General features: G+C 64.3%; 13 protein-coding genes. 5 read left to right on the top strand and 8 right to left on the bottom strand.

Annotated elements, in window-relative coordinates; all coding sequences use genetic code 11:
• Positions 1–67 precede the first annotated feature (67 nt).
• From H1B27_RS21330 to H1B27_RS21305, 6 genes are all read right to left on the bottom strand, one after another.
• Positions 68–325 (bottom strand): hypothetical protein, encoded by a 258-nt coding sequence (locus tag H1B27_RS21330; RefSeq protein ID WP_197967415.1) that lies wholly within the window; start codon positions 323–325, stop codon positions 68–70.
• A 191-nt stretch (positions 326–516) separates the two neighbouring features.
• A complete protein-coding gene (locus tag H1B27_RS21325) occupies positions 517–1,908 on the bottom strand; it encodes a hypothetical protein (RefSeq protein ID WP_197967414.1) in 1,392 nt (463 codons plus the stop codon).
• Positions 1,905–3,179: a glycosyltransferase family 4 protein gene (locus tag H1B27_RS21320; RefSeq protein WP_061878622.1), complete on the bottom strand. Its 1,275-nt coding sequence runs from the start codon at positions 3,177–3,179 to the stop codon at positions 1,905–1,907. The genes H1B27_RS21325 and H1B27_RS21320 overlap by 4 nt, the downstream gene beginning before the upstream one ends.
• Positions 3,180–3,209: 30 nt before the next feature.
• Positions 3,210–4,541, bottom strand: a complete 1,332-nt coding sequence (locus tag H1B27_RS21315) for a cellulase family glycosylhydrolase (protein WP_197967413.1) — start codon at positions 4,539–4,541, stop codon at positions 3,210–3,212.
• A gap of 109 nt (positions 4,542–4,650) precedes the next feature.
• On the bottom strand, positions 4,651–5,784 hold the full coding sequence (locus H1B27_RS21310; protein ID WP_061878620.1) for a glycosyltransferase: 1,134 nt from the start codon (positions 5,782–5,784) through the stop codon (positions 4,651–4,653).
• 240 nt (positions 5,785–6,024) lie between these two features.
• Positions 6,025–7,128, bottom strand: a complete 1,104-nt coding sequence (locus H1B27_RS21305; RefSeq protein WP_197967524.1) for a glycosyltransferase family 4 protein — start codon at positions 7,126–7,128, stop codon at positions 6,025–6,027.
• Positions 7,129–7,313: 185 nt separating this feature from the next.
• On the opposite strand from H1B27_RS21305, the gene H1B27_RS21300 reads away from it, so the two are divergent.
• On the top strand, positions 7,314–8,204 hold the full coding sequence (locus tag H1B27_RS21300; RefSeq protein WP_197967412.1) for an aldose 1-epimerase family protein: 891 nt from the start codon (positions 7,314–7,316) through the stop codon (positions 8,202–8,204).
• A gap of 19 nt (positions 8,205–8,223) precedes the next feature.
• On the opposite strand, the gene H1B27_RS21295 is transcribed toward H1B27_RS21300, so the two are convergent.
• Both H1B27_RS21295 and H1B27_RS21290 read right to left on the bottom strand, forming a co-directional pair.
• Positions 8,224–9,072: an MBL fold metallo-hydrolase gene (locus H1B27_RS21295; RefSeq protein ID WP_197967411.1), complete on the bottom strand. Its 849-nt coding sequence runs from the start codon at positions 9,070–9,072 to the stop codon at positions 8,224–8,226.
• A 76-nt stretch (positions 9,073–9,148) separates the two neighbouring features.
• Positions 9,149–9,943 carry a transglycosylase SLT domain-containing protein gene (locus H1B27_RS21290; RefSeq protein WP_197967523.1) on the bottom strand — a complete coding sequence of 265 codons (795 nt, stop codon included), beginning with the start codon at positions 9,941–9,943 and terminating at the stop codon, positions 9,149–9,151.
• 175 nt (positions 9,944–10,118) lie between these two features.
• Here H1B27_RS21290 and pgm point away from each other — a divergent pair, with 175 nt between their 5' ends.
• The 4 genes from pgm (at position 10,119) to H1B27_RS21270 (ending at position 14,867) form a co-directional block, all read left to right on the top strand.
• Complete coding sequence (gene pgm, locus H1B27_RS21285; protein WP_197967410.1) at positions 10,119–11,765, top strand: phosphoglucomutase (alpha-D-glucose-1,6-bisphosphate-dependent); 1,647 nt, start codon at positions 10,119–10,121, stop codon at positions 11,763–11,765.
• Positions 11,766–12,069: 304 nt separating this feature from the next.
• The gene (locus tag H1B27_RS21280) at positions 12,070–13,119 is read left to right on the top strand and encodes an aromatic ring-hydroxylating dioxygenase subunit alpha (protein WP_197967409.1); all 1,050 of its coding nucleotides are present in this window, start codon (positions 12,070–12,072) and stop codon (positions 13,117–13,119) included.
• A gap of 3 nt (positions 13,120–13,122) precedes the next feature.
• Positions 13,123–13,875, top strand: coding sequence for a GntR family transcriptional regulator (locus H1B27_RS21275; RefSeq protein WP_197967408.1), 753 nt, complete (start codon positions 13,123–13,125; stop codon positions 13,873–13,875).
• Between the two features lie 11 nt (positions 13,876–13,886).
• Positions 13,887–14,867, top strand: a complete 981-nt coding sequence (locus H1B27_RS21270) for a PDR/VanB family oxidoreductase (protein WP_197967407.1) — start codon at positions 13,887–13,889, stop codon at positions 14,865–14,867.
• Positions 14,868–14,966 lie beyond the last annotated feature (99 nt).

Below are 14,966 nucleotides of genomic sequence, written 5' to 3'. Positions count from 1 at the left end.
CAAATTGCTCGCAGGGATTTGCGTTCAAGCTTCTCTGGCGAGTGTGAATTTCAGATAAAAACCAAAGCTACAAATAGCGAGCGAAACGTGTTCCTTGTGCAGGAACAGACTCGCTCTGTTGCAGCAGAACGTTGACTGCGATGCCGGAGCAGGATGGCGTGAGGAAGGCGCTTTCAAGAATTTTGTCGATCTGACTGCTGAATGTATGCGCAGCATATGCCGATTGGATCCATGCGACAGTCGGGAAGGGGAACGATGCTGCACGCTTGCAGTGCGTGATGTCGGCAAAGGGTTGTGCAGCGTCCGCAATCCTACGGAGTGTCATCCGCTCTTCGTGAAACTTCCTGCACAGAACGTTTGCAGATGCCGTTTCTATGGTCGTTTAAAATATAGGATATACCCGGTATGGTTGTGGTCGCTCGTGACGGTGCACACACCCGCTGCGGGAGTTGGTAGCGAGGCCCGGTTCAGTCTCGGATGTCGGATCTGATTTGGCAGACTTGCGGGTGCGGCGAATCAGCCGCGGCGAGCCAGCATGAGAAAGTCCCCGCGCCATGCGATGATCGCCGTTGCGAGCGCGGCGATCATGATCTTGCCGGCGAGCCATGCAGCGGGCTCCGTCGGCATCGAACCGAGCGATCCGATCAGGATCGCGGCCACCAGCGCCTGCATGACCAAGGACCAGCGCGGGAATGCCTCGAACCGCAGCGTAGGACCGAGCGCGACCAGAATCGTTGCGAGGGTGGCGAGCGAAGCACAGCCCACCGCCGCTCGCGGCGACAGGCCGGCCGACACGGCGACCAGGGAGAGGGCGACAACGAGGGCGAGCTGCCCGGCGGCGACCAGGACCAGCCTGGTCGCCAGCTTCTCGAGGTGGGGGACAACGGCTATCGTCGCCTGCAAATGGGTATGCAGGAAATAGAAGGCGGCGATCGCCGGCGCCGTCGCCAGGAAGCCATCCAGGCTCTCCCGGGGCACCAGGATGCGCGCGGCATCCGGAATGAAGCCGACCAATCCGCCGAGTAGCACGAGGGTCGTGCAGATCATGAACTCGAACATGCGGCGTGCAGATTGCAGGGATTTTGTGCCGGTCCCGTGCTCGAAATCGTTGACCACTTCGGGATAGTTCACGGTGTGGATCGCTGCATTGAGGACCCAGAAGGGACGTTGCAGCAGGTCGAGCGCGATCGAAAATCCGGCGCCAGCCCCCGTCGCACCCAGCCGGCCGATGACGATGACACGGAGCAGCACCGGCACCGACAGATGGATGACCGACGCGCCCGCGGCGAGCATGCCGTAGCGGGAGAAATCCTTCCAGTCGGCGAGCATCGTTTGCAGCGAAGCGCGCTCCAGGGGAGTGCGATAGGCCACCAGCCCGGCGAGAAGGCCCAGCATGTGGCCGGCGGCAACGCCGAGCAGCGCCGCTTCGGCCGTTCCCGAGATCGCTGCGCCGGCGGCGGCCGCGGTCAGAAGGGCGGTGGCACGAAACGCAAGAAGAAAGGACGCGATGCCCAGCCGATCGGACAGGCGGACCGACAGGAAATAGAGATCCGTCAAGCCCTGGAGCACGGATATGCCGAGGCCCAGGGCGACGATCCCTGTCGGGAGCACGCTGGTCAAGGATGCGCAGCTCCCGACAAGGACGAGCGCGCCCGCACTCGACAGGCTCGCCACAAGCAGCGACCACCTCAACCGAGCCGCTTCGTTCTCCTTCGCTGCCGCCAGAAAGCGCAGTCCGGCGAGCTGCAGCCACTCGAACATCAGGACGCAGAGCAATTGGCTCGAGGCCAGTGCCAGGGAAAAATTGGTGTAGTCGGCGGCGGGCAACAGGTGACTGATCGCGAAGATCAGGATGATCGCCGCGGCGCTTTGATAGACGTAGCCCGCCATCGCCAAGAGGCGTGTCATCTCGGAATGAGGCGCTCCTTGCCGACGGTCCGTCCCAGCGGCGCCTCGGCCGTTGCTGCGCGCATGCGCGACATCCGTTGTTCGCGCAATTGCTCATACAGGTTCTTGTATGACGACAGCACGTCGGCAAATACCCATTTGTTGGTATCCGCAATGAGGCGCCGGCTGATCTCGTCGATCTTGTGCGGATCCGCCGCGATTGCGAGCATGCTGTCGGCCAGGGATTGCGGATCGGCTTCGGTCAGCCAGCCCGTCACGCCGTGCTCGATGACCTCGGGCATGCCGCCAAAGGGCGTTCCGAGCAGCGGCCTGCCAGCCGCCTTGGCGTCTGCGACGACGAGTGGACCCGGGTCGTGCCAGATGGATGGCGCGACCACGACATCGACCTGCCTGTAGAAATCGTCCGGCGCCACGAAGCCCATGAACTCTATTCGCGCATCCCGCGAGAGGCCCCGGAGGCGTCCCTGCTCCTCGTCGCTGACCCGGCCGGCGATCATCATGCGGATGCGATCGCGGGGCAGCAGAGCAAGAGCGCGCATGAGGTTGTCGATGCCCTTTTCCTCCGTGAGGCGGCCTATGAACCCGAACGTCACTTCAGTGGTGCAGATCGGACGAGGATAGGGCTCACGTGGCGGCTCGGTCGAGGCGTTGCGGATCACGGTACGGATCGGCGTCTCGGTGAACATGCCCATGTCCGTATGAATGGACAGAACGCGCTCGCTCACGCCGACCACGGCACTGAGCCAATGCGTGGCGCGCTTGCGATGATAGCTCAGGATTCCGCAGCTCGTGCAAGTGCGCTCGCAAGACCGTCCCTTGTCGAAACGCGAGCAGCGCGGACAGGTCAGATAATAGTCGTGAAGCGTATGGAGCACCGGGACGCCGAGCTGGGCGGCAACGCGCCAGATCGCGGTGGTGAGACCCGACAAATTGTTGGAGTGCAGGACGTCCGGCTTGAAGGCCCGGACTCGTTCCGCGATCAGGGGCGCCTGCATCTGCCAATCGTCGACCGCGTGCCAGATGCTGCGCAGCGCGATGTTCTTCTGTTCGGTGAAAGGCAGATAGATGTTTTGCACCGGCGCGGAATAGATGTCGATGCCGTTGCAGGATTCGCGAGCCTGGTGGGGTGCCGGTGCGGCCCGTATCACCTCGACCTCGTCTCCGCGCTGCACCAGGCCTTCGGCGAAACGTCGGGCGAAGACCTCTGCACCGCCAACGATCTTTGGTGCCTGAGGTGTCGGATAAAGCGTGGACGTCAAAAGAACTTTCATCGCGTAACCTCGTGTTTTGCAAATTCACGCCTACCGCGCCGGCCGGATCTCCAGGGCGGGAATGGCACCGTTGTTGACTGCAATAAGAACCGGTGTGCTCGAAACCGGAATCCAGGCCCTGGACGCCGGTCTTGCCGCCGAATCGCACGGCATCGCAAAGGTTGCTCCTTCCTGATCGTCCTTGAGCCGGATTTCGTAACGTCGGTCCGGGGCCTCGGACCAGACTGCAATTCTGCCGCCGGAAGCCGTTGACGCATTGATCGACACGACGCCGCTGGCGAGTTCTCGTCGCTCGGCACTCAGGCTGGAGCGAATGAAAGCCCAGGCGCCCTGGGCCGCACAGGCGACGGGTTTGGGCGAATTGTCGAAACGGTAGAGGCCGAAATTGTCCTCCAGCTCCGATGGATTCCTGCCGCTGTCCTTGAGCTCATAAAGCCACATGCCCTTGAGCCAGCGTGCCGCGGTCGACGCCCACAGGATGAGCTGTGCCGTATTGTCGGCCTGGGCCTGTTCGCTGACGCCGCATTTGTTGGTGGCCGTGGTCCAGCCGGTCTCGGTGACATAGATCGGGAAGTCGGCGTTTCCGCTCGCCTGACTCACGAGCCGATGGAACGCGGTGAGCCGATCGATGATCTCGGCGGAGGTGCGTTTGCTTGGGCCCATGCAGAAATTGTAGAGATGGATCGAAGCGCCGTCCGCGTACTGGAGAACGCCGGTTCGCAGCATCTTCTCCGTCCATGTCCAGCCCGGATCGTCGCCGAGCGCCCCGACCAGGAAAGGCGCATTCGGCGCGACCCGCTTCACCGCCGGGCGTGCGGCCTCCGCGAGCGCCAGATAGTTTTCGGGTGAGAACGCGGCATCTTTCTTTGCCGCCAGGTTCCATTCGTTCCAGAGCTCGAACAGCGGGTGTTGCGCCACGACCGATTGCGCCGCGGCCGCAGCATAATCGGCGAATCGCTGCCGGGCTTCGTCGGTCGTCGGTGGCGAGGAATTCGGAACGAGATGATGGCCGAACGCAAGGATCAGGAGCGGGCGCGCGACGCCGGACCTCACCTGCGCCTCCAGCCTGCCGAGTATGGGCGTGAAGCCCATCCGGCGTCCTGCCGTTTCGAACTCGGACCAGGGGAAGTCGTCGCGGAAGGAATTGAGGCCGAGTTGCTTGATCTGGGCGACGTTCTCTGCGGGTACGTACCCGCGCGCGCTCACCGGCCCGCCCAGCCCCTGATGGGTGCCGACACCCAGCAGGAATCGGGCATCGAGCGGTTGAGCGTGCTGAGCGCAGGCCGGCACCGACAGCAGAATGGACGAGATGAAGCCCGCGAGGCGGACACTGTCGCGAATCAAGGTGCGTGGGTGTGTCATGGTCTAGGTCATGCCCACGCGCGATACACCGGCGACGACACCAGACCGGGCTCGGTGGATCGCCATCGCGATCTCCGGCATCTGCGCGGGCAAGCGTGCATGCTGTTCGTCACTTTGAGAGATCCGATTGCAGCCCCGCCTTCGTTGCGACCGGTGTCCGGTCGTCCTGAAGCAGCTCGGCATAGACCTGCTGCAATTGTCCATGCGTCTTCTGAACGTCATACAGCTGCTTGAAGCGGTCGTAGCCGCGCTGCCCGAGCACCTTGAGATCGAGATCCAGTGCTCGCCGGAAACCGTCGACCAGCGGCTGGACGGCGACCGGCTCGCACAGCACGCCGGTGACGCCATCGACGACGATCTCGGGCAATGCGCCGCTGCGGAACGCCAGAATGGGCTTGGCTGCGCGCATCGCCTCCAGGGCAACGAGGCCAAAGGCTTCCCATCGTGACGGGATCACGACGAGGTCGGCGGCCTCGAGCTGGGTCTCGATGGTTGGGCGGTCCAGCCAGCCCAGCAGGGATACGTTGGAAGGGACGGTCGGGCCTTCATATTTGTTGACGACGGAGGCGCCGATCATGCGGACGTCGAGGACATCCTCGAGCGAGCGAGCTGCTTCGATCAGGAGATCAAAGCCCTTCTGCCGGTCCAGACGACCAATGAAGAGGACCTTGACCTTCTTGGAAGTCCATTCCGCCGCAACGGGCTGCAGCGTGCGGCTCTTCGAGATGCCATTGTGGACGACGGTGAGGCGGTCGGCGGGAATTCCGGCGCGGACCGCCTCGTTGAACTCGTCGACGGAGATGCAGATGATCCGGTCCGACGTGCGCGCGAGAAGGTTCTCCGCCGCCTTTGTCACCACATGACTGAGGCGGCCGGTCTCACGCGAAAACGCCCAGCCGTGCGGACAATAGACGACGCGCGGTCCGTCCGAGCGGGCCGCCAGCGCGGGCCGGAGCACGAGGCCGGCAAACGAGGAATGCAGGTGCACCACGTCCGGTCTGAAGGCATCCAGCGCCTGCATGCTTGCGCGCAGCATCTGCAATAGCCCGGCGATGCTGCGGCCGGATCGCTCGAACGTCGTAATCTGTTTGTCATCGACGGCGGCGAGATCGCCTCGATGATCCGAGGGAACGACATAGTGCACGTTCTCGGCGCCGAAGCTCGCCTGTTGCTGCGGATGTAACTCATTCAGGTAGCTCGCAATCCCGCCACGAATCGTCTCGGCGACGTGCAGCACCTTCATCGTCTGTCTTGCATAAGGCTGCGTCGGAGAGCCGGGCATCGTGCATCCTCGTTCTGAGCTTCACTGCTGGCGGAACAGTTCCTCGAATCCGTAGCGATATTGGGGCAGCGATGTGGTGTTGTTGCGCCGCGATAGCTGCAAGAGCGAAAAAAATTTCTCATGGAACTGTGCAGGGGAGCCGCGAGTTGCAAATGGTTTGTGCAAGAACCATTGCGCGCAATAGGCGAGCTGCGCCGAGCTTCAGGCAGCGCTGGCGATGTGCGCCGGTCGTTCGAGGTGATCGAGCAGCGCCTTCGCCGACTTCTTCCACGAATAGAAGGCAAGGCGATCCTGCTGCCGCATGCGTTCCTGGTCCGAGATCGCGCCGATTGCCAGTCTTTCGAGCATCAGCTGCTTCAGCGCGTCGGCATCGGTGGCGCGAAAATACGCAGCCGCGTCACCGCACGTCTCCACGACGGCGTCAGCCGTCGAGGCGATGACCGGACAGCCGAAGATCATGGCCTCGAGCGGCGGTACGCCGAACCCCTCGTAGAGCGAGGGAAACACGAATGCCGATGCATGCGCATAGAGAGCTGCAATCTCGCCGTCCGTCAGACGCCCGGCAAGCAACAGGCCGGAAACCCCTTCGCCCGAATTGTCCTGAAAGACCTTGCTGTTATCGCCTCCGACGATGACCAGTGGAACGTCGGCCCGGTCGAGCAATTGGACGGCGCGAATCGCAACGGAGAGATTCTTGTTCTTGGTCTTCGAGCCCACGAACAGGAAGAATTTCTGCGGTTGAATGCCCAGTCGCGCAAGGATGCCGGGGTCGGGCTTCGTGGCGGCGAAGTGTTCGGCGCTGTTGGGGAAGACGGGAATGTTCGGTGCCGATAGATTCAGCACCTCGGCAAGTTCTCTGCGGGAAAATGCCGACACCGTCGCGATGGCTGCGTGGCGGGCGAGCAGCCGCCCCATCGTTCGATGAACGGTCAAGTAGCGCCAGTTGAAGAAGTCGGGTCTGCGAAAGACCTGGGCGTCGTGGAGCACGACAATGTGGTCGCGATGGAAGACGGGGCCGGAATTGGCCAGACTGATCAAGCGGCCTCCGGCCGCGGCGCGAGCGAGATCGATCTGATCCCAAGCGTGCCCATGCAACCGGCCGACGGCGCGAAGCTTGATTCGATCGAGTTGAAGGGTCTCGCTTGCATCCGCTGGCGTCAGCAACTGCCACTCGGCGTTGCGCAGCGAGGCAGGAGTCTGCTCCGACGCCAGCAGCACGTCGATCGCCTTGACCATTTCAGCGGCATAACGCTGAACGCCGGTGAGCTTTTGCGACAGAAAGCGGCCGTTGATGAAGAACTTCAATTGGCTACCATGGATTTCATCGGCTTCAGGTCGGATCGGCCTCGGGGAGACAGACGGTGATTGAACCAACAGAGCAATCGTTGGGTACGGAAATATGACGCAGCGCTCGATCGGCGCCAAAACGCTCGAGTTGCATGATCGGCCCTGCCTTGCTGCGGGTGGGTTGGGGGTGTAGACGTCCGGGCATGAGTGACGATACCTATTCTCTCCGCAGCGGCTCCCTGACGGCAACCATCAAGGCGCACGGTGCCGAGCTGTGCTCGCTGAAGGACGACAGCGGCATCGAATTCGTTTGGCAGGCGGGGCCGGAATGGCCGCGCCACGCGCCGCTGCTGTTTCCGATCGTCGGGCGCCTCGCCAACGACGAATTGCGGCACCGGGGCAAGACGTATCGGATGACCCAGCACGGCTTTGCCCGCGACAGCCGCTTTGCGTGGGCGGAACGCGGCGAGAGCCGCTGCACCCTGGTGCTCCATGACAGCGAGGCGACGCGCGCGCTCTATCCGTTCGCGTTCCGGCTCACGGCTGCCTATGCCATCGATGACACCGGCCTCGACCTGACGTTCACGATTGCCAACACCGGCAAGGAGACATTGCCCGCGTCGCTTGGTGGTCATCCCGCCTTCAATTGGCCGCTCCAGCCCGGTCTGGCAAAGGAGAGCTATGCGCTGACTTTCGCGCGCGCGGAGTCGTCTCCCGTCCGCCGTCTCGATGGTGGGCTGCTGCGGCCGGCAGCGGAGCCGAGCCCGGTCAAGGGCAACTCGCTTCCTTTGTCCGACTCCCTGTTCACCGACGACGCCATCATCTTCGACCGGATCGAGAGCACTTCGGTCCGCTATGCCGCGGGGCAGGGCGCATCGACCGGGCCGTGGCTGGAAATGTCCTGGCGCGGCTTCCGCGAGCTCGGCGTCTGGTCGAAACCGTCAGGTGCTCCGTTCCTCTGCATCGAGCCGTGGCGCGGCCATGCCAGTCCCGCCGGCTTCGACGGCGAGTTCACCGACAAGCCGGGCCTGATGCACATTGCGCCTGAGGCGCAAGAGCAGCTGTCGTTCCGGATCGAGGTCGGATTGTCCTGAGGCCGGACGGCCGATGGTCTCAGACCTCGATCCGCGTGAGATCCTCGCCGAGCACGACCGGCCCTGAATAGTCCCGCCGCACATCGTCAAGCAGCGCCTTCAGCATGGTGTCGTCGGTGCGCGGCCGGTGATGGGTCAGCGCGAGCTTCCTGACGCCGGCCTTGGCCGCGACCTTGCCGACCGTGTCACCACAGGCGATCGTGTATTTCGCAAGGCGGCGGAGGTGCTCGTTGTTGATCTCGGGCGTTGCGAGGAAGCAGCACTGGACGAGCAGGTCGGCGCCCTCGGCCAGCCGCTCGAGACCGGGGCAAGGGACAGTATCGCCGGAAATCGCAATGACCTTGCCCTCCGCTTCGAAGCGGTAGCCGAGACACATCCAGCGCGCGAGGAAGGCCGGTGGCATGTCGAGGCCATCGCCGTGTGAGACCGGCTCGGCGCTGATCTTCCAGCGGCCGGTGTCGAGAACAGGACCCGGTACGATGTCCGTTGCGACGACAGGCTTCCAGCCGCCGAAGGCGGGCTCGCCCTTATCCCGCCAAATGATGTCCTTGTCGTAGACCTGCGTGATCAGCGTGCTGACGAGCCGCTCGGTATCCGGCGGACCATAGATGCGCAGCTCGTCCTTGCGCCCGTGCATCCATGAATTCAGCATCACATCATAGAGGTCGCCGATGTGGTCGAAGTGATGGTGCGTGAGAAAGACCGTGTTGATGGTGCCGAGCGGCACGCCGGCCTTGCTGAGCTGCACCACGACGCCGCGGCCGGCGTCGAACAGGATGTTCTCGTCGCCGAGCCTGATCAGCGTGGTGGTCGCCATGCGGTGCGGGTCCGGGCGCGGGCCACCGGTGCCGAGCAGTATGACCTCCATGACGCGACCTCCAGGTACGCAACTTTTGCGACACACAGTAGATGCGGAGCTCGCGGCGGGGCAAGCCGGCTCGCCGTCAACGCGATGCGACGCGCTTCCATCTGGCTTCGATGCGCGCCTTGATCTGGCTGATCCGGGCCTCGTGTGCGGCCCAATAGGCGCGGCTGGCGGCCGCGGTGCCCTGACGATAGCGGGCATAGACCGCTTTGGGCTGCACCGGCATCTTCGGGCGGCTCGCAGGTTTTGCCGGAGCCGCAGCAGCGACCGGGGGCGCCGCATCGGGGGCCGCCGCAGCTGCGGTCCCTGGCGGCATCGCGTTCATGGCGAGGAGACGGTTGCGGGCTCGGTTGCAATAGACCTGCGACCGCGTGGTCATCTCTTCTTCGCCGTGACCTGCCCGGTACTTCATCAGGGCGCGGCAGAGATCCCCGCCCGCCAGGTGCCAGGCCCGGCTGAGATAAAGCACCCCGTAATGGATATTGACGTCCAACTCCGCGAGTTCCGCATTGCTTCCGCGGAATCCCAGCATCGCCGCCGTCTCGGGCCGCACCTGCATCACGCCGATTTCGCCAACGCTGCCGATGACCGCCGGGTTATAGCCGCTTTCGACAAAGACGACGGCTTCGGCGACATCGGCCGGCAAATTGGTCTTTGCGGTTTCTCTCTCGATGATCCTTCGGATCATGGCCCGGGATGACGGCGTCTCGCCGGCGCCGAGGTCGGTCTCGGCGCTGGAGATCGTCGAAATCGTGCGCGGCCCGTCGCTATCGCCGTCGCTCGCATGTGCGCCGATCGGGGCCGACAACAGCAGCGCGACCGCCACGTGCGTCCACGTTGCGCCGAGATTGAAGCGTGCCCGATCCCACAGCATGGCTCTGTCATAGAGCTCCGGAGTTAACAAACCGGCCATTGGCGCAGTCACTGCCGCGCGCGGGCGCTCACCCCAAGGAACGCCTTCCCTGTCGCGCGTGTTGTGGCCTTGGCGGGGGCGCGGCCGATGCTATGGTGTCCCGCTATTTCCGTGACGACAGGACGAGGATATTTCAGTGGCTGATGTTCATCCCGCGGCGGGCAAGCAGGCCTCGCCGGACGCGCTCACCAATATTCCACGGCTGGTGACGGCCTACTTCGCAGGCAAGCCCGATGCATCGGATCCGGCGCAGCGCGTGGCGTTCGGCACCTCGGGCCATCGCGGCACCTCGTTCAAGAACACGTTCAACGAAGGGCACATCCTCGCGACCACGCAGGCCATTTGTGATTACAGAACAGAAAAGGGGCTGACGGGTCCCCTTTTCATCGGCATCGACACCCACGCGCTGGCCGAGCCGGCACTCGTCAGCGCCATCGAGGTGTTCGCCGCCAACGGCGTCGATGTCATGATCGACAAGGACGGCGGCTACACGCCGACCCCCGTCATCTCGCACGCCATCCTCACCTACAACAAGGGCCGCAGCTCGGGCCTCGCCGACGGCGTCGTCATCACGCCCTCGCACAATCCGCCGGAGGACGGCGGCTACAAGTACAATCCGCCGCATGGTGGCCCGGCCGATACGGACGTGACCGCTGCCGTCGAGAAGCGCGCGAACGCCTACCTCGCAGGCGAGCTCGAGGACGTGAAGCGCATCGACTATGCCAAGGCGCGCAAGTCCGCGAACGTCCACGCCTGTGACTTCATCACCCCTTACGTCGCCGATCTCGGCAATGTCGTCGATCTCGACCTCGTCAAATCCGCCGGCGTCAAAATCGGCATCGATCCGCTCGGCGGTGCCGCCGTGCATTACTGGCATCCGATCATCGAGCGCTACGGCCTCAACGCCACGGTGGTGAACGAGGCGATTGACCCCACATTCCGCTTCATGACGGTGGACTGGGACGGCAAGATCCGCATGGATTGCTCCTCGCCCTACGCCATGGCGAGCCTGATCGCGATGCGCGACCGCTTCGACGTCGCCTTTGCCAACGACACCGATGCCGATCGTCACGGCATCGTGACGCGCACCGGCGGCCTGATGAATCCGAACCATTATCTGGCGACCGCGATCTCCTATCTGTTCGCGCACCGCCCGCATTGGGGCAAGGATGCCGCGATCGGCAAGACCGTGGTGTCGAGCTCGATCATCGATCGCGTCGCTAAAAAGCTCGGCCGCAAGCTGGTGGAGACGCCGGTCGGCTTCAAATGGTTCGTCGACGGCCTCCTCACCGGCGGCTTCGGCTTCGGCGGGGAGGAGAGTGCAGGCGCCTCGTTCCTGCGCCGCGACGGCACGGTGTGGACCACCGACAAGGACGGCATCATCCTCGGCCTGTTAGCTGCCGAGATCATGGCGAAGACTGGCCGCGATCCCAGCCAGATCTTTGGCGACCTCACCGCAGAGTTCGGCATGCCCCATTACGCGCGCATCGACGTCGCCGCGACCGGGCCGCAGAAGAACATCCTGAAGTCCGTCACGCCCGAGCAACTCGGCCTGAAGGATCTCGCCGGCGATCCGGTTCGCGCGACGCTGAGCAAGGCGCCCGGCAACGGCCAGCCGTTCGGCGGCATCAAGGTGGAGACCGACTATGGCTGGTTCGCCGCGCGGCCGTCGGGGACGGAGGACGTCTACAAGATCTACGCCGAAAGCTTCCGCAGCACTGAGCACCTGACGCGGATTCAGGAGGAGGCCAAGGCGGGCTTGGCGAAGGTGTTTGGGGCGTAGGCGCCAGGCGCGAGCTCTCTTACCGTCCCCCGGATGGTAGCCCCATCCTCCGCTTGGGCCACAGTCACCGCTGTCATTCCCCGCGAAGGCGGGGAATCCAGTACTCCGTGGCGGTCATTTGTTCAGGCAACTTCCGCTGCGGAGTACTGGATCGCCCGCCTTCGCGTGCGATGATAGCTGGGTTTAGATGTGTATACAAACAACAACCATTAGGTACCATAATACGCTATTTTTGCCCTTGAATGTTTCTATCCCACCTTTACTGTATACATAACGCATACATAAAGCCGTGGGAGCGAGACCGATGACAAAGCCCTTCCCCATGAATGCCTGGTACGCCGCCGCCTGGGACGCCGAGGTGAAGGCGGCGCTGCTGCCGCGGACGATCTGCGGCAAGCATGTCGTGATGTACCGCAAGGCTGACGGCACGGTGGCCGCGCTGGAGGACGCCTGCTGGCATCGCCTGGTCCCGCTGTCCAAGGGCCGGCTCGAAGGCGACACCGTCGTCTGCGGCTATCACGGCCTGAAGTACAATGCGCAGGGGCGCTGCACCTTCATGCCTTCGCAGGAGACCATCAATCCCTCGGCCTGCGTGCGCGCTTATCCCGTGGTCGAGCGTCACCGCTACATCTGGCTCTGGATGGGCGATCCCGCGCTGGCCGATCCCGCGCTGGTGCCGGACATGCACTGGAATCACGATCCGGCCTGGGCGGGCGACGGCAAGACCATCCACGTCAATTGCGACTACCGCCTCGTGCTCGACAATCTCATGGACCTCACCCACGAGACCTTCGTGCACGGCTCGTCGATCGGCAACGACGCGGTCGCCGAAGCGCCGTTCGACGTCACCCATGGCGAGAAGACGGTGACGGTGACGCGCTGGATGCGCGGCATCGAGCCGCCGCCGTTCTGGGCCAAGCAGCTCGGCAAGCCCGGTCTCGTCGACCGCTGGCAGATCATCCGCTTCGAGGCGCCGTGCACCATCGCGATCGACGTCGGTGTGGCGCCGACCGGCACCGGTGCGCCGGAAGGCGACCGGTCGCAGGGCGTCAACGGCTTCGTGCTCAACACGATCACGCCGGAGACCGAGAAGACCTGTCATTACTTTTGGTCCTTCGTGCGCAATTACCGCCTCGGTGAGCAGCGGATCACCACCGAGATCCGCGAGGGCGTCTCCGGCATCTTCCGCGAGGACGAGCTGATCCTGGAAGCGCAGCAGCGCGCAATGGACGAAAACCCCGACCGCATCTTCTACAACCTCAACATCGACGCCGGCGCGATGTGGTCGCGCAAGCTGATCGACCGGATGGTGGCGAAGGAAAACGCCCCAAAGCACCTTCAGGCCGCGGAGTAGGGCATGGCCGAGCGTGAGGTCGACCGCTCTGTCTCGCAGACCGTGAAGGCGCAGCTCGCGCTGCGCGACCAGATCCTCTCGGGCGCCTTGCGGCCGGGCGAGCGCATCTCCGAGCTCCAGGCGGTGGAGACCACAGGCGCCTCGCGCACGCCGGTGCGCATGGCGCTGGTGCGGCTGGAGGAGGAGGGCCTGCTCGAGGCGATCCCCTCCGGCGGCTTCATGGTGAAGGCGTTTTCCGAGCGCGACATTTCCGACTCCATCGAGCTGCGCGGCACGCTGGAAGGCCTGGCTGCGCGCTTTGCGGCCGAACGCGGCGTCCCCGCGCGCGAGCTGGAGCCGCTGAAGGAATGCCTTGCGGCGATCGACGAATTGCTCCGCCAGGTGCCGATCTCGGTCGATGCCTTCTCGTCCTATGTCACGCTGAACGCGCGCTTCCACGCCGTGCTCACGGAATTGTCGCGCAGCCCGCCGCTGATCCGCCAGATCGACCGCGCCTCGGCGCTGCCGTTTGCCTCCCCGAGCGGCTTCGTGATGGCGCAGTCGGCATTGCCCGAGGCGCAGCAGATCCTGATCATCGGGCAGGAGCACCATCGCGTCGTGATCGACGCCATCGAGAACCGCGAAGGCGCTCGCGCCGAGGCCGTCATGCGTGAGCATGCGCGGCTCGCGGTGCGAAACCTGCGGCTCGCGCTGCGCAACCGGACCCATCTCGACCTCTTGCCGGCGCTCGCGCTGATCAAGACCGCAACCGATTGAGGGCAGTCATCATGCGCTTCATCGAAACCTGGATTCCTGCAACGCTCGTCACGACCCGCGACCTTGCGCCCGGAATCCGCGAATTCCTGATCAGGCCGGATCAGCTCGACGTCACGGCCTATCCGGTCGGCAGCCACATCAATGTCAGCGTGACCATCGACGGCCAGCCGGAGACGCGGTCTTATTCGCTGGTCGGCGAGGCCTCTCCGCACGGCTTCAGAATTGCGGTGCGCCGCACTGATGATTCCCGCGGCGGCTCCCGCTACATGTGGTCCCTGCAGCCGGGCGCGCGGCTCGACATCACGCAGCCCGCCTCGCTGCTCGCCGTGGACTGGACGCGGCAGAACTATTGCCTGATCGCCGGCGGCATCGGCATCACCCCGATCCTCGGCGCGGCGCAGGCGCTGGCGCGCCGCGGGTCGGATGTCATGCTGCACTATGCGGTGCGCTCGCGCCGCGAAGCCGCCTATCTCGACGAGCTCGCCGCGATGCTTGGTGATCGCCTCGTCGTCCATGCGAGCGACGGGGGCAGGCGGCTCGATCTCGACGCGCTGTTCGCCTCATTGCCGCAAGCAACGCTGGCGCTGTTCTGCGGCCCGATGCGGCTGCTGGACGCCGCGCGCCATGCCTGGATCGGCGCCGGCCATGCGCTCCCCGATCTCCGCTACGAGACCTTCGGTTCCAGCGGCACGCTGCCGACCGAAGCGTTTCGCGTGCGATTGAAGGACTCGAATATCGAGCTCGAAATCCCGCGCGAGCGCTCGATGCTGGACGTGCTCAACGCCTGCGGCCATGACGTGATGTTCGACTGCAAGCGCGGCGAATGCGGCCTGTGCGTCATCGACGTGGTCGAGGTCGACGGCGAGATCGACCACCGCGACGTCTTCTTCAGCGACCACCAGAAGCACAGCAACCAGAAGATCTGCGCCTGCGTCTCCCGCGCCCGCGGCACCATCACGGTGGACACGCTGCTGCGGGCGGACGCGGTCTGATCGAGCCCGGGGCGGAATTTCGTTGGAGCAATCGGCGGGCGCCGCGGTCTCCACCTCTCCCGCTTGCGGGAGAGGTCGCGCCAAAGGCGCGGGTGAGGG

It is taken from the genome of Bradyrhizobium diversitatis, from assembly GCF_016031635.1.
GTDB classification, from domain to species: Bacteria; Pseudomonadota; Alphaproteobacteria; order Rhizobiales; family Xanthobacteraceae; genus Bradyrhizobium; species Bradyrhizobium diversitatis.
The sequence above is the reverse complement of the archived record's forward strand: the minus strand, read 5'-3'. Positions and strand labels throughout refer to the sequence as shown.